18 protein-coding genes are annotated in these 19977 nt (G+C 72.9%); 5 read left to right on the top strand and 13 right to left on the bottom strand.

Features of this window, described 5'->3' with window-relative positions:
- Positions 1-93 precede the first annotated feature (93 nt).
- Positions 94-1578, bottom strand: coding sequence for an MFS transporter (locus OG698_RS11875; protein ID WP_406103050.1), 1485 nt, complete (start codon positions 1576-1578; stop codon positions 94-96).
- 305 nt (positions 1579-1883) lie between these two features.
- On the opposite strand from OG698_RS11875, the gene OG698_RS11870 reads away from it, so the two are divergent.
- Entirely contained in the window at positions 1884-2474 is a 591-nt protein-coding gene (locus tag OG698_RS11870; protein WP_406103049.1) for a TetR/AcrR family transcriptional regulator, read from the top strand.
- 53 nt (positions 2475-2527) lie between these two features.
- Here OG698_RS11870 and OG698_RS11865 read toward each other — a convergent pair whose 3' ends face one another.
- A complete protein-coding gene (locus OG698_RS11865; protein ID WP_406103048.1) occupies positions 2528-3580 on the bottom strand; it encodes a hypothetical protein in 1053 nt (350 codons plus the stop codon).
- Positions 3577-4632, bottom strand: a complete 1056-nt coding sequence (locus OG698_RS11860; RefSeq protein ID WP_406103047.1) for a phosphatase PAP2 family protein — start codon at positions 4630-4632, stop codon at positions 3577-3579. The genes OG698_RS11865 and OG698_RS11860 overlap by 4 nt, the downstream gene beginning before the upstream one ends.
- 149 nt (positions 4633-4781) lie before the next feature.
- Here OG698_RS11860 and OG698_RS11855 point away from each other — a divergent pair, with 149 nt between their 5' ends.
- Complete coding sequence (locus OG698_RS11855) at positions 4782-5402, top strand: TetR/AcrR family transcriptional regulator (RefSeq protein WP_100591641.1); 621 nt, start codon at positions 4782-4784, stop codon at positions 5400-5402.
- A gap of 192 nt (positions 5403-5594) precedes the next feature.
- Here OG698_RS11855 and OG698_RS11850 read toward each other — a convergent pair whose 3' ends face one another.
- Positions 5595-6701 carry a DUF2510 domain-containing protein gene (locus OG698_RS11850; RefSeq protein WP_406103046.1) on the bottom strand — a complete coding sequence of 369 codons (1107 nt, stop codon included), beginning with the start codon at positions 6699-6701 and terminating at the stop codon, positions 5595-5597.
- Positions 6702-6875: 174 nt separating this feature from the next.
- Here OG698_RS11850 and OG698_RS11845 point away from each other — a divergent pair, with 174 nt between their 5' ends.
- Positions 6876-9548: an ATP-binding protein gene (locus tag OG698_RS11845; protein WP_406103045.1), complete on the top strand. Its 2673-nt coding sequence runs from the start codon at positions 6876-6878 to the stop codon at positions 9546-9548.
- Positions 9549-9568: 20 nt separating this feature from the next.
- Here OG698_RS11845 and pcaD read toward each other — a convergent pair whose 3' ends face one another.
- From pcaD to OG698_RS11810, 7 genes are read right to left on the bottom strand one after another with little or no spacing between them, the layout of a single operon-like run.
- Complete coding sequence (pcaD, locus tag OG698_RS11840; RefSeq protein WP_406103044.1) at positions 9569-10723, bottom strand: 3-oxoadipate enol-lactonase; 1155 nt, start codon at positions 10721-10723, stop codon at positions 9569-9571.
- Positions 10720-12054 (bottom strand): 3-carboxy-cis,cis-muconate cycloisomerase, encoded by a 1335-nt coding sequence (gene pcaB, locus OG698_RS11835; protein WP_406103043.1) that lies wholly within the window; start codon positions 12052-12054, stop codon positions 10720-10722. Before pcaB ends, pcaD begins: the two co-directional genes overlap by 4 nt.
- Entirely contained in the window at positions 12051-12629 is a 579-nt protein-coding gene (gene pcaG / locus OG698_RS11830) for a protocatechuate 3,4-dioxygenase subunit alpha (protein ID WP_406103042.1), read from the bottom strand. Before pcaG ends, pcaB begins: the two co-directional genes overlap by 4 nt.
- Positions 12626-13396: a protocatechuate 3,4-dioxygenase subunit beta gene (gene pcaH / locus OG698_RS11825; protein ID WP_406103041.1), complete on the bottom strand. Its 771-nt coding sequence runs from the start codon at positions 13394-13396 to the stop codon at positions 12626-12628. Before pcaH ends, pcaG begins: the two co-directional genes overlap by 4 nt.
- An 18-nt stretch (positions 13397-13414) precedes the next feature.
- On the bottom strand, positions 13415-14617 hold the full coding sequence (locus OG698_RS11820) for a thiolase family protein (RefSeq protein WP_406103040.1): 1203 nt from the start codon (positions 14615-14617) through the stop codon (positions 13415-13417).
- Positions 14614-15258, bottom strand: coding sequence for a CoA transferase subunit B (locus OG698_RS11815; RefSeq protein ID WP_406103039.1), 645 nt, complete (start codon positions 15256-15258; stop codon positions 14614-14616). The genes OG698_RS11820 and OG698_RS11815 overlap by 4 nt, the downstream gene beginning before the upstream one ends.
- Complete coding sequence (locus OG698_RS11810; protein WP_406103038.1) at positions 15258-16040, bottom strand: CoA transferase subunit A; 783 nt, start codon at positions 16038-16040, stop codon at positions 15258-15260. Before OG698_RS11810 ends, OG698_RS11815 begins: the two co-directional genes overlap by 1 nt.
- A gap of 198 nt (positions 16041-16238) precedes the next feature.
- Between OG698_RS11810 and OG698_RS11805 the strand changes: the two genes are divergently transcribed.
- Positions 16239-16700, top strand: a complete 462-nt coding sequence (locus OG698_RS11805; RefSeq protein ID WP_406103037.1) for a MarR family winged helix-turn-helix transcriptional regulator — start codon at positions 16239-16241, stop codon at positions 16698-16700.
- Between the two features lie 29 nt (positions 16701-16729).
- Here OG698_RS11805 and OG698_RS11800 read toward each other — a convergent pair whose 3' ends face one another.
- Together OG698_RS11800 and OG698_RS11795 are read right to left on the bottom strand one after the other, a co-directional pair.
- Positions 16730-17677: a DUF3048 domain-containing protein gene (locus OG698_RS11800; protein ID WP_406110993.1), complete on the bottom strand. Its 948-nt coding sequence runs from the start codon at positions 17675-17677 to the stop codon at positions 16730-16732.
- A 111-nt stretch (positions 17678-17788) separates the two neighbouring features.
- Positions 17789-18850, bottom strand: a complete 1062-nt coding sequence (locus OG698_RS11795; RefSeq protein ID WP_406110991.1) for an ATP-dependent DNA ligase — start codon at positions 18848-18850, stop codon at positions 17789-17791.
- Between the two features lie 80 nt (positions 18851-18930).
- Here OG698_RS11795 and ligD point away from each other — a divergent pair, with 80 nt between their 5' ends.
- On the top strand, positions 18931-19956 hold the full coding sequence (gene ligD / locus OG698_RS11790) for a non-homologous end-joining DNA ligase (protein ID WP_406103036.1): 1026 nt from the start codon (positions 18931-18933) through the stop codon (positions 19954-19956).
- The last annotated feature ends 21 nt before the right edge of the window (positions 19957-19977 follow it).

Genomic DNA, 19977 nt, shown 5'->3' with positions numbered 1-19977 from the left:
CGAGCTCTCGGCTGCGTTCGAGCAGGGGGGACCCCCATGACCCCGCTCCCTGATCCGGCCTGATCCCAACGGGAGGCCCTGGCGGGCGCCGGTTCACCGGGACGTGGGCTGCTCCAGGCCCGCCTGCTCGTCCGCCCCGGCCGTCGTCCCGTGCGCGGCCGGGACGTGCGGTCCGCCCGACCGGCGCGCGGCCGGGACCAGCAGCGCCGCGAGCGCGGCGGCGAGGCACAGCGCCGCGAGCAGCGTGAAGCCGTGGGTGTACCCGGAGGCGTAGGGGAGTCCCGACGCCTGGAGGTGCCCCGTGACCAGGCTGCTCATCACGGCGGCGCCGATCGAGCCGCCGATGGTGCGGATGTTGGCGTTCATGCCGGTGGCCGCGCCGGTCTGCGCCGCCGGGACGCTCTGCACGATCAGGTTCGCCATGGACGCGAACGCGAGCCCGATGCCGAGCCCGAACACGCCTGCCGCGAGGGCGACTTGCCACTGCTCGGAGTGCCAGGCGGCGAGCATCGCGCAGGAGACCGCGCCCAGCGCGGCGCCGGTGGTGAGCAGGGCCTTCGCCCCTACGGCGGGTTCGAGCCGGCCGCTGAGCACCCCGGCGAGGAACATCGCCACGAGCATCGGGAGCATCAACAGCCCCGCGCCCGTCACGCTCGCCCCGAAGCCGTACCCGGCCGACGAGGGCGTCTGGGCGAACCCGGGCAGGAACGACCACACCGCGTACATCCCCGCGCCGAAGAGCAGCGCGGCCGTGTTCGTCGTCCACACGGCGGGCAGCCGCATGACGCGCAGGTCGATCAGCGGGCTCGCGGAGCGCGCCTCGGCGAGCACCCATGCGGCGAAGAGGACCACGGCGGCGGTCAGCAGACCGACGACCTCGATCGATGCCCAGCCCCAGGACGTGGCCTGGCTGATGGGCAGCAGCAGGGCGACGAGCCAGCCGGAGAGCAGCACGGAGCCGAGCCAGTTCACGCGTCCCGTGCCGCGCGTCGGCGACTCCGGAACGTAGCGGTACGCGATCAGCGCCGTCACCGCGACGACGGCCGCGGGCAGCCAGAACAGCCAGCGGTAGTCGAGCGCGCCCACGATCGGCCCGGCCGCGACCATGCCCACACCGCCGCCTGCCGCGATGACGGCGGACAGGTTGCTGATGCTGGGGCTGACCCGGTGGCCGGGGAACTCGTCGCGGATGATGCCGAACGACAGCGGGAAGAGCGCGCCGCCGATGCCCTGGACGACGCGGGCGACGATGAGCACGGTGATGCTCGGGGCGAGGGCCGCGAGCACACAGCCCACGGTCAGCGCGACGAGCGCGGCGACCATGGTGCGCTTCTTGCCGACGAGGTCGCCGACCCGGCCGAGTATGGGCGTGAAGATCGAGGCGGACAGCAGATAGGCGGTCATCACCCAGGTCGAGGTGGCCTGGCTGGTGTGCAGCGCGTGCTGGACGGTGGGCAGGGCCGGGGCGACCAGCGACTGCATCATCGAGAACACGCCGGCACCCGTCGCGAGGACCGCGAAGGTGAGGCGGTTGGAGCTTCTGGGCGCCGCGCTCGGCGCCTTGGGATTCCGGGACATGGGATTCCGGGTCGTGCGAGGGGACATCGTGCGATTCCGGTTCAAGGCGGTGTCTCTCTGAACGGAAGGTGGCCGGGCACACCGGCGTGACCTGCGGCAAGGGCCGCGGTCCGCCGGCGCGCGCGAGCTGGGAGGATGGTGGGATCCGGCTGTCTCGACCGGTCTGACCGCAGCACTGTGCGGCGGGAAGCGGGGTGCGCCGACTGCTAAAGTGGAGGCATCCCTCGACTTGGATAACGATAGCGGAGGGATGCCTCCGGTACAACCTCGGCAGCCCGCGCTGTCTCACCCCGGGAGTGGCACGCATGACGGACAGGGAACTCGTCGGCGGGATCGTCGCGGCCCAGCGCCCGCGCCGCGCGGACGCGCGCCGCAACTTCGACTCGCTCCTCGCCGCGGCCCGCGACGCGTTCGCCGAGAAGGGTGCGGAGGCGTCGCTCGAGGACATCGCCCGCAAGGCCGGCGTCGGCATCGGCACGCTGTACCGCAACTTCCCCACGCGCAGGCACCTCTTCGAGACGGTCTACGCGGAAGAGGTCGACGCCCTGTGCCGGCTCGCCGACGAACTCGCGGACGCCCCGCCGTGGGACGGGCTCGCCACGTGGCTGCGCCGGTTCGTGGACTACACCGTCACCAAGCGCGCCATCAGGGACGCACTCAGCGGTGAGTCGGACATCTTCGTCTCCTGCCGCCGCGCCATGATCGACGCCGGTGAACCGCTGCTGCTGCGCGCGCAGGCCGCCGGGGAGGTCCGCGAGGACATGTCCTTCGACGACCTGCTCCGCCTGATCTCCGGCGTCACCGGCGCGGCCTACGTGGACACCGAGCAGCGCGACCGGGTCTTCGGCATCACGCTGGACGGGATGAGGACGCGTCCCGCGCCTCGCAAGCCGTGACGCGGGACCCGTAAAGCGGATCGCGTCATGCGGAGGCCGTAGGGGGGTCGCCGTCAGGACGCCTGGAGCGCGCCCGGTTCCGGTTGGGGCGGGATCGACGGCAGGACGACCACCGTGCCCGGCAGTACGGGCATCGGCGGAAGGCTCTGCAGGCCCGGCAGCCCGGGCAGGCTCGCGACCGGGCCCGCTTCCGCCACGCGGGGCGGCAGCTCGGGCAGCGGTTCCGCCGCCGTGAGCGACGGCTGCGGTCGAGCCTCCGGAGTCTCTCGGGTCTCCTGGCTCTCCGGTGACGTGCGCGTGAGGAGCAGGACGCCGCGGGCCGCGAGCGTCGCCCCCGCCGCCGTGAGCAGAATCCCCGTGATCCCGCCCTGGAGCCGCTCGCCGAGCAGCGTGACGCCGATGATCGCCGCGGCCACCGGGTTGGAGAGGGTGACCATCGCGAGCGGGGCGCCGAGGCCACCGCGGTAGGCGACCTGGGACAGGAGCAGGCCGCCCGCCGCGAACGCGGCGATCAGCAGCGCCACGACGATCACCTTGACGCTGAGCAGCGGCCCCGTCCGGTCGGTGACCGCGACGGTCACGGTCTGGGCGAGCGCCGAGGCGATGCCCGAGGCGAGACCGGAGGCCGTCGCGTGCCGCAGCCCCGGCTTCGCGCCGCGCCGCGACAGGAGACCGATCAGGGCGGCCGTCGCACCGGCGACGGCGAGCGCCTCGCCGAGGCTGAGCGTGTCGTCGGGGGCCGGGCCCGAGGCCGTGAGCAGGAGCGCGCCGAGCCCGGCGAGCGTGAGCGCGGTGCCGCGCCATTCGACGGACAGGACGCGCCGTCCGGCCAAGCGCGCTCCGAGCGGCACGGCCGCGACGAGCGTCAGCGCGCCGAGGGGCTGTACGAGGGTGAGCGGGCCGTACTTGAGGGCCGCCACATGCAGGAGCGCGGCGGATGCGTTGAGCAGGACCGTCCCCCACCAGGCGCCCGTGCCGAGCAGGCCGAGGACGCCCGAGTCGGTCCCCGCGGTGCGTGATGCGAGGCGTTCCTGGGCGACGGCGGCAGCGGCGTAGGCGACCGCCGAGACGAGGGAGAGCGCGACGGCGAGGAGGGTGGCGTTCACCGGTGTGCTCCTGACGCCGTGAGGACTGTGCGCCCCGGACGTGCCGCTCCCGAGGTGACCGACGCGACCGGCGCGTCGACGGCGGACGCGGAGCCCGCCGTCACCGACACCGGGATGCGCGCGAGCACCTCGGACGCGGAGAGGGAGCCGCCGCGCTGACGCGCCGGGGTCCAGGGGGCGGGGATCGCCGCGCCCATGGCCTCCGCGGTCGCCGTGAACGAGGCCGCGGCGCGCGGGGCGGGCAGCAGGTGCCGGCCGATGGACTGACCGGGCTTCGCGGCCCGAGTGGTGCCGGGCAGCCGGATCACCGCGAGCGCGATGCCCAGGAGAGCCGTCGCCACGATCGCGTCCAGCCAGTAGTGGTTCGCCGTGCCGACGACGACGAACAGAGTGAGCGCCGGGTGCAGCAGCCACAGCCAGCGCAGCCGGGAGCGGGTCGCGGCGATGAGGCCGACGGCGACCATCAGGGCCCAGCCGAAGTGCAGGGACGGCATCGCGGCGAACTGGTTCGCCATCGAGTCGGTCTGCGGCGTCGCGCCGTAGACGGTCGGCCCGTACACCTGCCCGGTGTCCACGAGGTGCGCGGCGGCCAGCATCCGGGGCGGGGCCAGCGGGAAGGTGAGGTGCAGCACAAGGGCCGCCGCGGTGAGGGCGGCCAGTACCCGGCGCGTCCATATGTAGTGCCGGGGCCTGCGCAGATACAGCCAGATCAGAAAGGCGGCCGTCGCCGGGAAGTGCACCGTCGCGTAGTACGTGTTCGCGATGTGGACGAGGCCGTCGCTGTGCAGCAGGGCATGCTGCACGGCGCCCTCGCCCGGCAGATGGACGGCGCGTTCGAGGTCCCACACGCGGTGCGCGTTGTGGAACGCCTCGCCGGTGTGGCCATTGGCCAGTTGCCTGCCGAACTTGTAGACGAGGAACAGTCCGACGACCAGCAGGAGCTCCCGGACCAGGGGCGGGCGGGCGACGACATCCGGCTGGTGGCCGACGGCGTCCGTCTCGCGGCCGGCTGTGTCCGGCTCCGGTTCGGCAGGCTCGGTAAGGGAATTCATCCCCCGGCCCCTTTTCATGACGACTGGGTGGTGCGGTGATGCGGAGGTGAGCACGGCGTGAACCGCGCTCATCGATACGCCAGTGTACCGAAACGCTGGCGTACCGGTACACTGGCGTATCGATAGTGAAGATCGCGAGGAGAAGAGCCATGGAGTCCCAGGAGCAGGCAGGCACATCAGTGACCACTTCGCGCCGCTCCAAGATCACTCCGGAGCGCGAGCGGGAGTTCTACGACGCGGTCCTCGACCAGCTCCGCGAGAACGGCTACGAGGCGCTCACCATGGAGGGCGTCGCGGCCCAGGCGTGCTGCAGCAAGTCCACGCTCTACCGGCAGTGGAAGACGAAGCCGCAGCTCGTGGCCGCCGCACTGCGGGCGGGACGCTGCGTGAAGTTCGCCAGTGTCGACACGGGTACGTTCGCCGGCGACCTGCGCTCGGCCGCTCGCGCGGCGGCGCAGCAGGCCGGACGCGACACTCAGCTCGTCCAGGCTCTCGGCCACGCGGTCCTCAGTGACGAGGAACTCCAGGGGGCGCTGCGCGAGGCCCTGGTCGAGCCGGAGCTGGCCGCGCTCGGGGCGATGGTCGACCGGGCCGTGGCGCGCGGCGAGATCGCCGCGGACCATCCGGCCGTCGAGTTCCTGGCCGCCCAACTGCTCGGGGTGCAGCGCATCCGCCCGGTCCTCGAGGGCCGGTACGCGGACGCGGATTACCTCACCCGCTTCGTCGACGCCGTGGTGCTGCCCGCACTCGGCCTGAGCGAAGCCACCTGAACGGGAGACCGCCGTCTGTCGGGATGACCGGACGGCGGTCTGCCCGCGCCGCACCGTGGGGACGGGCGCGGCGCGCACCCCCGGGCCGGGCGGGTCCCTCCTTGAGCGGAGTGGGACCCGCCCGGCCCCTGGGCTTTCCCCCTGTGGCGCCCGACGGGTTGTTACGGGGTGCTACACGTGTTGTGCGCGGCCCTACACGTCCTGCCCGTTGCCGCCGCCCTCGGCGATCGCGGACTTCTTGATGCCCTTGGTGATCTTGTCCATCGAGGTCACGTCCGGCGCCTTGTCGTTCACGTCGATGCCGAAACGGACGACGACCAGCGACTTGGGGTTGGCCGGCGCGGGGAAGACCAGCGACTCGACGTAGCCGTCGTCGCCCTTGGCCGTGACGACCTGCCAGCGCACCAGATAGCCCTGCCGGCCCGCCACGGTGACGGCCTTGGAGGCCAGTTCCTTGTGCGAGGTGATCTTCCCGTAGATCGCGCCGCCGTAGGACTCCTGCGCGTTCTTGGAGATGTCCTCCTTGGCCGCGGCCTCCGCGCCGGTCGCCTTGAGCTTCAGCGCCTCGGCCGACGCCGAGAACGCGCCGCCGCGCACACACTGCTGCTTCGTGTCGCCGGGGCAGGCGTACGGGCCGGTCGTCACCCCCGCGTTGCCGCCCTTCGTCGTGCCGCCGGTCCAGCCGTCGAGCACGGGCATCGACACCCCGTTGACCAGGTCGGCGGCGAAACCGTCGCCGGAACCCGGCGCCTGCGGAGCACCACTCTCGCCACCGGAGCCACCGGAGCCACCGGAGCCACCGGAGCCACCGGGGCCACCGGGGCCACCGGATCCGCCACTGCCTCCGCTGCCGCCCGTCCCGTCCTCCGGCCCCTGAGGAAGTCCCGGGGAAGTGGAGGGACTTGACGAGGAGTCGGCCCGGTCGCTCTTGCCGTCGCCGTCCCCGGACGTCAGCGCGTACACCCCGCCGACGATGCCGCCGAGGACCACTACGGCGACACCGGCGGCGATGGCTATCTTGAGGCCGCGTCTCGGCTTCGGCTCCGGGTACGCGGGGTAGCCCGGGTATCCGGGGTGGCCGAACTGCCCCTGCGGCTGGGGGGTCTGCGGATAGCCGTACGCCTGCGGATGCGCGCCGGGAGCCGCCGGCGCGTACGCGGGCGGGGCGGGCGCGGCGCCGGCCTCGGCGGCACGGGTCTGCTCCGTCCACACGCTGCCGTCCCACCAGCGTTCGGTGCGGGGGCCTTCGGGCTTCTGGCCGGGATCGGGGTACCAGCCGGGGGGAGTCACCTGGGTCATGGGCGCCACAGTATGAGGCGTGCGTGAAAGAGGCATGAGAGGGGGCAGGTCCGGTTCCGGAAGGGCACCCTCCCACTTACGGCGAAGACCTGCGCAGACCCCCACCCACAACCCCCCGGCTCCGGCTACTCTCGACATCTGTACGTCGGTTGAGCGACTTCGGGAGGGTGCGGGATGACGCGGAGTCGGCCTGAAGGAGCCGCCTCGGCCGCCCTGTGGGAGCGGGACAAGGAGATCGCGGACGTCGAGCGGGCGCTCGGCGAACTCTGCGGGGACGCGGCGTCGTCGGGCAGCCTCGTCGTGTTCAGAGGCGAAGCGGGCATCGGCAAGACCGCCCTCCTCGAAGAGGTGCGCCGCATCGCGGCGGGACGGGCCACGGTCTGGTCGGCCCGCGGTGGTGAGACCGTCACCTCCGTCCCCTTCAACGTCGTACGCCAGTTGCTGCAGCCCGCCCTCCTCGCGCTCTCGCAGGAGGAGGCACGCGAGTACTTCGGCGACTGGTACGAGATCGCCGGCCCCGCCCTCGGCATAGCCGAACCGGGCGGCCGCCAGGCCGACCCGCAGGGTGTGCGCGACGGACTCGTCGCGGCCGTGTCCCGGCTCGCCCGGCTGCACTGGCCGCTCGTCCTGCTCGTCGACGACGCGCAATGGGCCGACGAGGAGACCCTCCACTGGCTCTCCGCGTTCGCCGAACGCCTCGACGACCTCCCCGTCCTCGTGGTCGTCGCCCACCGCGACGGCGAGGCGACCGCCGCCTCCACCGGACACCTCGAAGCCGTCGGCGCCGCCGCCCGGCCCCGCACCACCCTGTACGCCCTCACCCCCGACGCCACCGCCGGACTCACCCGCGCCACCCTCGGCGAGCACGCCGACGCCCCCTTCTGCCGCGAGGTGTGGGCCGTCACCGGCGGCAACCCGTACGAGACGGTCGAGCTCCTGGCCAAGGTCCAGGACAGCGAACTCGAACCCGCGGAGGGCTCGGCCGGCGAGCTGCGCGCCCTGAACAAGTCGGCGCGCGGCCGCGGCCTCGTCGACCGCCTCGAAGGCCTCGGCACCGACGCGACGCGCTTCGCCTGGGCCGCCGCCATCCTCGGCACCCGGATCGCCCACGACCTCGCGGCGCGACTCGCCGGGATGACGCCGGGCGAGGCCGGCCGCTGCGCCGTGCGGCTGCGCGCCGCCCGCATCCTCACCGACGCGACGTACGAAGACGGCTCCGTGAGGCTGGAGTTCGTGCACCCGCTGATCGCGAGCGCCGTGTACCGCTCCATCCCGGCGGCCACCCGCACCGCCATGCACGGACAGGCCGCCTGGGCCGTCACCGCCTCGGGCCACGGCGCCGCGGCCGCCTCCCGGCATCTGCTCCAGGTCCACCCGGACGACGACCCCGAACTCGTCGAGCAGCTGCGCGCGGCGGCCGGCGAACACCTCGCGGTCGGCGCCCCGGAGGCCGCCCGCCGCTGTCTGGAGCGCGCCCTCCAGGAACCGCCGCTGCCCGGCGTGCGGTCCGAACTGCTCTACGAGCTGGGCTGTGCCACCCTCCTCACCTCGCCCGCCGTCACCATCGGCTACCTGCGCCAGGCGCTCGACACCGACCCGGGCCTCGACGGGGACGCGCGCGTGGACGCCGTGTGCCGGCTGTCCCAGGCCCTCGTCCACAACAACCAGCTGGAAGAGGCGCTGCGCGAGATCGACGCCGAGGCCGCGCGGCTCGACCCGGGTCCGGCCCGCCTCCGCCTCCAGGCCATGCGCTACATGTGGGAGGGCATCCACGCGGGCGAGGAGGACTCCCCGGGCCGCTCCCGCAGTCTCGCCGCGCTCGCGGGCTCCCTCACCGGCCGGGACAACCCCGAGCGGGTCCTGCTCGTCCTGCGCGCCTTCGACGCGATGACGCGCGGCGAGAACGCGGAGGAGGTGGTCGAGCTCTGCGACCGCTCCCTCGTCAACGAACGCCTCGCGCCGGGCCTCGGCTGGACCGACTCCGAGTGGGGCTTCGAACTCCTCGCCATGCTCGGCAGCGCCTATCTCTTCGCCGACCGGCTCGACCGCGCGGAGAGCCTGTTCACCGAGGCCGTACGCGTCTACGAGACCGCGGGCTGGAGCGGCGGCCATCTGGCGCTCGCGCACGCCTTCGTCGGCTACGTCCACCGCAGGCGCGGCCGCCTCACCGACGCCGAGGCCGTCCTGCGCGAGAGCCTGCGCCTGGCCGACCGCGTCGGCCGCGGCCTGCCCATGCACTGGGACGCGGCGTGCATGCTCATCGACACGCTCGTGGCCCGCGGCCGGATCGGCGAGGCGATGGAGATCGCGGAGCGCTACTCCTTCGGCCCGCCCTACCCCTCCACGATCGTCCTGCCCGACGCGCACTCCGTCCGCGGACGCCTGCTGATCGCCGCGGGCCGCACCGAGGAGGGCGTCAACGAGCTGGAGGCGGCGGCCAAGGCGGCCACCGCCCGCGGCGGGCACAACACGATCATGGCGCCCTGGGCCTGCGACCTGGCCCGCGCGCTCACCACCGAGGACCCGAAGCGCTCCAGGGAACTGGCCGCCGACGCCCGGCTCCAGGCCGAGCGCTTCGGCACGGACACGGCGATCGGGGAGGCCTTGCGCTGCGAAGCCGCCCTGGAGACCGGCCAGCGCTCCCTGACGCTCTACGCGAAGTCGGTCACGTATCTCGAAGCGTCGCCCTGCGCGTACGAACACGCGGTGGCCCGCGTCGAGTACGGCATCGCCGCCCGCTCGGTCGCGGAACTCACCCGAGGCCTCACCCTGGCCAAGTCGTGCGGCGCCGACGGCCTGGCCGCCCGCGCCCGCGAGGTCCTCGACACGGGACGCGGCCTGCGCTGACCGTCGGCGTGCGCGAGGGCTCAGCCTGCCGCCGGGCCCTCGCCGCTCTCCTCGGAGAGGACCCGCTGAGCCACCGCGAACGCCGAATTCGCCGCGGGGACACCGCAGTACACCGCGGACTGCAGCAGTACGGCGCCGATCTCGTCGGGCGTCAGGCCGTTGCGCAGTGAGGCGCGCACATGCATCGCCAGCTCGTCGTAGTGGCCGTGGGCCACCAGCGCCGTCATCGTGATCATGGACCGTTCGCGGCGCGTCAGCGTCGGGTCGGTCCAGATCTCGCCCCACGCGTAGCGCGAGATGAAGTCCTGGAAGCGGGCCGTGAACGGGCTCTGCCTGGCCTGCGCGCGGTCGACGTGTGCGTCGCCGAGCACCTGCCTGCGCACCTCCATGCCGCGTCCGGCACCCCCGCCGAGCTGGGCGCGCAGCGCCGTGATCACGGGTGCGGGGCACTGGGCGGGGGCGAGGTGCGAGGCACCCGCGATCTCGACGAGCGACGAGCCGGACACCGCGTCGGCGATCTCCCGCAGATGCGCGGGCGGCGTCGCCGGGTCCTCGCGGCCCGCGATCAGCAGCGTGGGAGCCGTGATCGAGGCGAGCTCCTCGCGGATGTCGAACGCGGCGAGCGCGTCACAACAGGCCGCGTACGCCTCCGAGTTGGCGGTGCGGTGGTCCTCGATGAGCGCGGGCACGGTGAATCCGGGCGTGAACCAGCGCCGGTCGGCGGTCTCGGCGACCGGGCCGAGCCCCTCGCGGCGTACGAGCGCGGCCCGTTCCTCCCAGGGCTTCGAGCCGCCGAAGTGCGCCGACGAGCAGATCACCGCGAGGCTCGTCACCCGCTCCGGGTGGTGGACCGCGAGGTGCAGGCCCACTGCGCCGCCGAGCGACACCCCCGCGTACGCGAAGCGCTCGATGCCGAGGGAGTCGGCGAGGTCCAGGACGAGCCGGGCCAGATCGGCGACGGTCGCACCCGGACCGATCAGGCCTGCCGGGGACTTCCCGTGTCCCGGCAGGTCCCAGCGCACCACACGGTGGGTGACGGACAGTTCGGGCGCGACCACGTCCCACAGGGCGGTGGAGGTGCCGAGCGAGGGGCCCAGGAGGAGCGGGGGAGCGGTGGCGGGGCCTTCGGCGCGGTGGTGAAGAAGGGTGCCGCGGTCGGGGGATGCAGTGCTCAACGTCGCTCCAGGGCACGGTCGGTGAGGGCTCCGGCGGAGCCGGTGTAACGGGCGGGGTCGGTGAGGTCGGCCAGGTCGACGCCCTTGAGATCGGGCTCGTCGGCCAGGATCTCGGCCAGGGGCCTGTCCTCGGTGCGGGTGCGCCGCGCCGCCTCGGTGATCAGGGACTTCGCGCGGGCACGCCCGAGCAGGGGCGCCAGCTCGGCCGCCAGGCGCTCCGAGACGATCAACCCATGGGTGGCGAAGAGGTGTTCACGCATCACGTCCGCGTGGACCTGAAGCCCCTCGGTGAGCTCGGCCGCGTCGCGCGCCGCGCCGCCCACGAGCCGCAGGAGGTCGCGCAGCGGCTCCCACTCCGCGTGCCAGGCACCGGCGGGGCGCTCGTCCTCGGCCGCCATCGACGCGTACAGCGTCGCGGCGAGCGCGGGTGCGCGGCGGGCGGCCGCCGTCACGAGCGTGGCCCTGACCGGGTTCGCCTTGTGCGGCATCGCGGAGGAACCGCCGCCCGCCCCCTCCGACAGCTCGCCGATCTCCGTACGGGACAGCGTGAGCACGTCCGCCGCCGGCTTGGCGAGGGCCCCGGCCGTGAAGGCGAACGCGCCCGCGAGGTCGGCGACCGGAGTGCGCAGGGTGTGCCAGGGCAACACGGGCGCGACCAGGCCGAGTTCGGCCGCGTATGCCTCGGTCAGCTCACCGGCGTTCGTGGCGCCGAACACACCGAACGCCGCCAACGTGCCCGCCGCGCCGCCCAGCTGGACAGGAAGTGAAGCCCGCACGGTGTTCAGCCGGTCGCGTGCGTCGAGGACGAGCGAGCGCCAGCCCGCCGCCTTCAGGCCGAACGTCGTCGGCACGGCGTGCTGCGTGAGCGTACGGCCCGGCATGACGGTGTCGCGGTGCGCGGACGCGAGCCGACCGAGCGCGCTCTGGGTGCGCGCCAGGTCGCCGAGCAGCCCGTCCAGCGTCCGGGCCGCGACCAGCATGAGCGCCGTGTCCAGGATGTCCTGGCTGGTGGCGCCGCGGTGGACGTACGGGGCGTGCTCCCCGGCCACCGCGGCCGTCAGGTCGGCGACCAGGGGGATCACCGGGTTGCCCCCGGAGCGGGCGCGCAGCGCGAGGTCACGGGGGTCGAAGCGCCCCTCGTCCGCGGCGGCCCGCGTCACCGCGTCCGCCGCGGCCGCGGGCGCCAGGCCCAGGGCGGCCTGCGCCCGGGTGAGCCCCGCCTCCGCGTCGAGCAGGGCGCGCAGGACCGCCGCGTCCGAGGTGGCCGACTCGGCGGGGGAGCCCACCCGGCCGGGGGCGAGCAGGCCGGCGTCGGGATCGACAGGTGTCACTGGAACTCCAGGAAGACCGTTTCGCCTTCGCCCTGAAGGCGGATGTCGAAACGGTACGTGCGGTGCGCGTCTTCCTGCGGCAGCGCGAGCAGCGTCGCGCGCCGCTCCGCGGGCAGGGCGTCGAGCAGCGGGTCCGCGCCGTCGGAGAGGTAGGCGCGGGTGAACAGGTGGTGCAGCAGACCGCGCGCGAACACGCACACGCTGACGTACGGCACTCCCGCGTTGCCCGGCGGCAGTGTGAAGAGCGCGTAGTGGCCGTCGGCGTCCGTGGCGACCCGGCCGAATCCGGTGAAGTCCGTGCCGTTGCGGCCGAGATGTCCGCCGGTCGTGGTGTCGCGGCGCAGCGAGCCGGGCGCCCCGTCGAGCGAGCCGTCGGGTCCGGCCTGCCAGAACTCCAGGATGGCGTCCGGCACCGGGGCGCCCTCGCCGTCGAGCACGTAGCCGTGCAGGGCGATCGTGTCGGGATGCCCCTTCGGCGCGACCTGCTCGCCCTCGGGGAACGGCAGGGCGTAGCCGTAGAACGGTCCGACGGTGTGCGACGGCGTGGGGAGCAGCTTCTCGGGCACGGAGGTCATCGGCCTTCCTCGATCCAGGTGGCGGAGGGACCGTCGAGGACGATGTCCCACTCGTAGCCGAGGGAGAACTCGGGCTGGGACAGGTCGTGGTTGTACGCCGCGACCAGGCGGTCGCGCGCCGCGTCGTCCGTCACCGACCGCAGGATCGGGTCGTAGCGGAACAGCGGGTCGTTCGGGAAGTACATCTGCGTCACGAGCCGCTGCGTGAACGCGTCGCCGAACAGGGAGAAGTGGATGTGTGCGGGGCGCCACGCGTTGGTGTGGTTGCGCCACGGGTACGCGCCCGGCTTGACGGTGGTGAAGGAGTACCGGCCCTGATCATCCGTCAGGGTTCGTCCCACGCCGGTGAAGTTGGGGTCGAGCGGCGCCGGGTGCTGGTCGCGCAGATGCGCGTACCGGCCCGACGCGTTGGCCTGCCAGATCTCCACGAGCTGGCCGCGCACGGGGCGGCCGTCGCTGTCGAGCAGCCGTCCGGACACGGTGATGCGCTCGCCGAGCGGCTCGCCCGCGTGCTGACGCGTCAGGTCCTGGTCGATGTCGGTGATGTCGGTGGCGCCGAAGACGGGCCCGGACAGTTCGACGGTCTCCGGGTCGCCGCCGTTCACGGCGACGAGCGGCTGCTTCGGGTGGCGCAGCAGCGAGCTGCGGTACGGCGCGTAGTCGCGTGGCGGGTGGTGCTGGGCCGGGGCGCCGCCCGCGCGCGCCTTGTCGTACGCGCTCTGGAGGTCCGCGACCTCGACGTCGATGTCCGACTGGGTGAGTGCCATGGTGGGTTCCTGAGTCCTTTAGCGTTCGAGGACGAGCGCGAGGCCCTGTCCGACGCCGATGCAGAGGGTGGCGACGCCGGTGCCGGAACCGGCGGCCTTGAGCTGGTGCGCGACGGATCCGGCGAGCCGCGCGCCGGACGCGCCGAGCGGGTGGCCGATCGCGATGGCGCCGCCGCGCGGGTTGAGGATCGCGGGGTCGAACTCGGGCCACTCGGCGACACAGCCGAGGACCTGCGCGGCGAACGCCTCGTTCAGTTCGAGCGTGGTCAGGTCGCCGAAGCCCTTGCCGGCCCTGGCGAGCGCGCGGTTGACCGCCTCGACGGGGCCGAGCCCGAAGTAGTGAGGGTCGATCGCGGCGACCCCGGAGGCCGTCACCCGGGCGAGCGGCTCGCGGCCGGTGGCCTTCAGACCCTCGTCGTCGACGAGCAGAAGTGCTGCGGCGCCGTCGTTGAGCGGCGACGCGTTGCCCGCCGTCACCGTCCCGTTCTCCTTTCGGAACGACGGCTTGAGCGTGGCCATGGCCTTCGGCGACGCGCTCTCGCGCACGCACTCGTCGCGTGAGACGACGAGCGGGTCGCCCTTGCGCTGGGGGACGGCCACCGGCACGATCTCGACGTCGAACAGTCCGTTCTTCTGTGCCGCGGACGCCTTCTGATGACTGCTCAGCGCGTACGCGTCCTGCTGCTCACGCGTGATCCCGTGCTTGTCGGCGATCAGCTCGGCCGACTCGCCGAGCGGCACGGTCCACTGCGGCTCCATCCGCGGGTTGACCATGCGCCAGCCCAGGGTCGTGGAGTACAGCTCCGTGTTGCCCGCGGGGAACGGCCGGTCGCTCTTGGGGAGCACGTAGGGAGCGCGGGTCATCGACTCGACGCCGCCGGCCAGGGCGATGGAGATGTCGCCGAGCGCGATGGCCCGCGCGGCCTGGATGACGGCTTCGAGGCCGGAGGCGCACAGCCGGTTGACGGTGACGCCGGGCACGGAGGTGGGCAGCCCGGCGAGCAGCCCCGCCATGCGGCCGACGTTGCGGTTCTCCTCGCCCGCGCCGTTCGCGTTGCCGAAGTACACGTCGCCGATCAGCGCCGGGTCCAACTCCGGTGTACGCGCGAGCAGTTCACGGATGACATGCGCGCCGAGGTCGTCCGGGCGGACGGAGGCGAGGGAGCCGTTGTATCTGCCGACCGGCGTGCGGACGGCGTCGATGACGTAGACGTCCTTCATCGGGCCTCCTCCGGGATGCGGACCTTGGCGGCGGTCCTCGCGGTGACGTCGTCGGCGGTGACGCCGGGGGCCAGCTCGACGAGTTCGAGCCCGTCGGCGGTGACGTCGAGGACGCAGAGGTCGGTGATGACGCGGTTGACGCAGGCCTTGCCGGTCAGCGGCAGAGTGCACTCCCCGACGATCTTGGGTGTGCCGTCCTTGGCGGTGTGGGTCATGGCGACGAGGACCTTCCGCGCGCCGTGGACGAGGTCCATGGCCCCGCCGATCCCGGTGATCATCTTGCCGGGGACGGCCCAGTTGGCGAGGTCGCCGCGGGCGGAGACCTGCATCGCGCCGAGGACGGCGACGTCGATGTGACCGCCGCGGATCATGCCGAAGGAGAGCGCCGAGTCGAAGTACGAGGCGCCGGGCAGGACGGTGACGGTCTCCTTGCCGGCGTTGATGAGGTCGGGGTCTACCTCGTCGTCGGCCGGGTAGGGGCCGACGCCCAGGATGCCGTTCTCGGACTCGAGGACGACCTCGACGCCGGGCGGCAGGTGGTTCGGGATGAGCGTCGGCAGGCCGATGCCGAGGTTGACGTACTGGCCGTCGCGCAGCTCGCGGGCGGCGCGCGCGGCCATCTCGTCGCGGGTCCAGGCCATCAGCTGCTCACCGTTCCTCGTGCCGGAGGCGCGGAGACGGTGCGCCGTTCGATCTGCTTGTCCGTGGCCTGCCCGGGCGTGAGGGGCACGACGCGCTGGACGAAGATGCCGGGCACGTGCACGGCGTCGGGGTCGATGTCGCCGGGTTCGACGAGTTCTTCCACCTCGGCGACGGTGACGCGTCCGGCCATCGCGGCGAGGGGGTTGAAGTTGCGGGTGGACTTGTTGAACACGAGGTTCCCGTGGCGGTCGCCCTTGGCGGCGCGCACGAGGGCGAAGTCGGTGCGGATGCCGTGCTCGAGGACGTAGTCCGTGCCGTCGAAGGTGCGGACCTCCTTGGGCGGGGACGCCAGCGCGACGCCGCCCTGGCCGTCGTAGCGCCAGGGGAGTCCGCCCTCGGCGACCTGGGTGCCGACGCCGGCGGGCGTGTAGAACGCGGGGATGCCGGCGCCGCCGGCCCGCAGGCGCTCGGCGAGCGTGCCCTGCGGGATCATCTCGACCTCGACCTCGCCGGACAGGTACTGACGGGCGAACTCCTTGTTGGCGCCGATGTACGACCCGGTGACCCGGGCGATCCGCCCGGCCGCGAGCAGCACGGCCAGGCCCGAGTCCATCGCCCCGCAGTTGTTGGAGACCACGCTCAGGCCCGTGGTGCCGCGCTCGTGGAGCGCGCCGATGAGCACGTTAGGGACGCCGGCCAGGCCGAACCCGCCGACTGCGAGGGACGCCCCGTCCCCCACGTCGGCGACCGCTTCCGCGGCCGTCGCCACCACCTTGTCCATCCGAGCCAGCCTCTCCACGAACCTGAAATGCTCAGCGCACTGAGCATTTATGTGACTGGCGCTTACGGTGCCACCGCATGCCCGTACCGTCAATAGCCCAGGGTGGCAACGGTAGGAGGCGGGGGAGTCGACTCGACATGGGCTGCCCTATGGTCGAGTATTGGTCAGTACACACTCGAAAAAGACCGGAGGTCCGCGATGGCCGCGGTGGATCTGACCACCCACCCGGGGCACCTGGCCCGGCGCCTCCAGCAGGCGCACTACCTGCTGTGGAACACGATGGTCTCCGAGGAGATCACCTCACCGCAGTTCGCCGTCCTGAACGCGCTCGTCGCCGAGCCCGGCCTCGACCAGCGCACCGTGGGCGAGCGCGTCGGCCTCGACCGCTCGACCATCGCCGAGGTCATCAGCCGCCTCAGCCGCCGCGGACTGATCGACAAGGTGCGCGACCCGCAGGACGGCCGCCGCTCCCTGCTGCGCCTCACCGAGGACGGGACGCGCGTCCACCGCAAACTGACCGTGCGCACGGCGCGGATGAATCAGATCTTCCTCGCGCCGCTGTCCGCCGACGAGCAGGCCGTCTTCTTCGACCTGATCCAGCGCGTCTCGGACGCGGCGGAGGGGCTTCGCAATCCGACGGAGCCGCTCGCGAAGGCCTGACGGCGGTGTCCCGGTGCGAGCCGGGGCTCTCACCGCTCGGCGAAGAGGACCCACACCTGCCCGGGCGCGAACGTCATGCGCTTGCCGCCGTCCGCCGTCGTGAACTGTGTGCCGTCGGCCGCCGAGCGCCGCTCCCACCGGACGTCGTACGCCCGCCCGTCCCGCAGTACCGTCGCCTTGCCCGAACCCACGGTGTCGGAGAAGGGTGACGTGTTTCCCGACCGGTCGTGGAACCGCGAGCTGCGGACATCGACGTACTGGACGACGACGGTCGAGGCGTTCAGCATCCCGCCGTCCGTGGTGCGTGCCCGGGTGCCGTCCATCGATACCTGCCAACTGCCGCTCTGGGCTGACCAGTCGAAGGTGAAGCGCGCCGCCGGGAAGCGCACGGTGAGGGCGTTCTTGGCCCGCCCGCCCGCCGGGCGCGCCCCGAACGTGACCCCGGCCGCCGCCAGCGCGCCCGCCTGCGGCGTCACGCCCAGCTTGCCCGGTCGGAGGTAGAGGTTGTGCGGCGCGGGCTTGTCGCTGCCGCGGAAGTAGGCGGCCGCCGGGGCCTTGCCGGGCGGGAGCGCGTTGAGCGGGGCCTCGGCGATCAGCGGCAGCAGTTTCGACTGGGCGCCGGAGAACGCGAGCGCGGGGCGGTCGAACTGCCGCAGCAGTTCGAGATCGGTCTCGCGGGCGCTGCGCACCGGTCCGACCACGGGCGGCAGCCGGGTCGCGTACACGGCCATCAGCCGGCTCAGACCGCTCTCGACCTGCTCGGCGTAGATGATGTCGGCCCGGCCGATGCCGGTCTGCGGACGGGCGGGCCCCACGTTGTCGATCTTCACGGCGAGAACGGGGCCACGGCTTCCCCCTCCGGTGGGGCTCGCGGAGTGGCCGTCCGGCGGGTGTCCGTCGCCGACCGTGCACCCGGCGGCCGTAGCGGCCAGGACCGCCGCGACGATCGCGGCCCGCCGCACGCGCGTCACCCGCATCCGTCGTATTCGCACCTGTGGGTGATACCCGCCCAGGGGCGGATCGATCAGTTCCGGTCGAACGTGTTCGAAATACTTGGCGGAGCTCGCGTGAACTGACGCTCGTACCGGCTAGCGCAGGACATCCGCCAAGTCGTACCGCACCGGCTCGTCCAGCTGCGCGTACGTGCAGCTCTCGGGCGTCCGGTCGGGGCGCCAGCGGCGGAAGCGGGCCGTATGGCGAAAGCGCGCGCCGTTCTCCATGTGCTCGTACGCCACCTCGGCGACGAGCCGCGGTTCGAGGGGCACCCACGACAGGTCCTTCTTGCCGGTCCAGCGGCTCGTCGCCCCGGGCAGGCGGGCCTTCTCGTGCGCCGACTCCTCGGTCCACGCGGCCCACGGATGGTCCTGCGCCGACTCGAGGCGCAGCGGCTCCAGCTCCGCGATCAGCTCCGTACGCCGTTTCATCGTGAACGCCGCGCAGACGCCCACGTGCTGGAGAACGCCCTCGTCGTCGTACAGGCCGAGCAGCAGGGAGCCGACGACCGGGCCGCTCTTGTGGAAGCGGTAGCCGGCCACGACACAGTCCGCGGTCCGCTCATGCTTGATCTTGAACATCAGGCGTTCGTTCTCGCGGTAGCGCAGGTCGAACGGCTTGGCGATCACCCCGTCGAGGCCCGCGCCCTCGTACTGCTCGAACCACGTCTGCGCCAGCTCGGCGTCGGTCGTCGACGGGGCCAGGTGGACGGGCGGCGTCGCGCCGGACAGCGCCTCGGCCAGGCGGGACCGGCGGTCCGCCATGGGCGTGTCCATCAGCGACTCGTCGCCGAGGGCCAGTACGTCGAACGCCACGAACGACGCCGGGGTCCGCTCCGCCAGCGTCTTCACCCGGGACGCGGCCGGGTGGATGCGTTCGGTGAGCGCGTCGAAGTCGAGCCGGCCGTCCCTGGCGATCACGATCTCGCCGTCCAGGACACAGCGCTCCGGCAGCCGGTCGAGGAGGGCGGCGACCAGCTCGGGGAAGTAGCGGGTCAGGGGTTTGCCCGTGCGGCTGCCGATCTCCAGGTCGGCGCCGTCCCGGAAGACGATCGCGCGGAAGCCGTCCCATTTCGCCTCGTACTGCATCCCCGGCGGGATCTTCGCGACGGACTTGGCGAGCATCGGCTTCACGGGCGGCATCACCGGCAGATCCATGACCATGAGCCGATTCTGTCGCGATACGCCGTCACCCGCCCGGTATGCGCACGCAGGCCGATGCGCCTAGCGTGGCCCGCATGGGCAAGTCGAACGGTGCGGCCGTGGAGCTGGAGGCGGGGGAGCGGACGGTACGCCTGTCCAGCCCGGACCGGGTCATGTTCCCCGAGCCCGGCTACACCAAGCTCGACCTCGCCCGCTACTTCCTCTCCGTCGGCCCCGGCATCGTGCGCGCCCTGCGCGACCGCCCCACCACCCTCCAGCGCTACCCCGAGGGCCTGGACGGCGAGTCCTTCTACCAGAAGCGCGCAGCCAAGAACCTGCCCGACTGGATCCCCACCGGCACCATCACCTTCCCCAGCGGGCGCCACGCGGACGAGATGTGCCCCACCGAGATCGCCGCCGTCATCTGGGCGGCCCAGTACGGGACCCTCACCTTCCACCCCTGGCCCGTCCGGCGCGCGCACCCCGACCACCCCGACGAGCTGCGCATCGACCTCGACCCGCAGCCCGGCACCGACTACAACGACGCCGTCCGCGCCGCCCACGAGCTGCGCTCCGTCCTCCATGACTTCGGCGGTCTGCGCGGCTGGCCCAAGACGTCCGGCGGCCGCGGCATGCACGTCTTCGTGCCGATCGCCCCGAACTGGACGTTCGTCGAGGTGCGCCGCGCGGCCATCGCCTGCGGCCGCGAGCTGGAGCGCCGTATGCCGGACCGCGTCACCACTGCCTGGTGGAAGGAGGAGCGCGGCGAGCGCATCTTCGTCGACTTCAACCAGACCGCGCGCGACCGCACCATCGCCTCCGCCTACTCGGTACGGCCACGGCCGAACGCCCCCGTCTCCGCGCCGCTGCGCTGGGACGAGGTCGACGACGCCCGCCCGGCCGACTTCGACATCGGGTCGATGCCGGCCCGCTACGCCGAACTCGGCGACGTCCACGAGGACATGGACGAGCACGCCTTCCGGCTCGACGCGCTCCTCGAACTCGCCGACCGGGACGAACGGGACCGCGGCCTGGGCGACATGCCGTACCCGCCCGAGTACCCGAAGATGCCGGGCGAGCCCAAGCGGGTACAGCCGAGCCGGGCCAGACACGAGGACTGACCCGGCTCGACTCGCTCAACT

The sequence above is a fragment of the Streptomyces sp. NBC_01003 genome (assembly GCF_045162695.1).
Taxonomy (GTDB): Bacteria; Actinomycetota; Actinomycetes; order Streptomycetales; family Streptomycetaceae; genus Streptomyces.
Note: the sequence above shows the minus strand (reverse complement) of the source record. Positions and strands in the feature narration are given on the sequence as shown.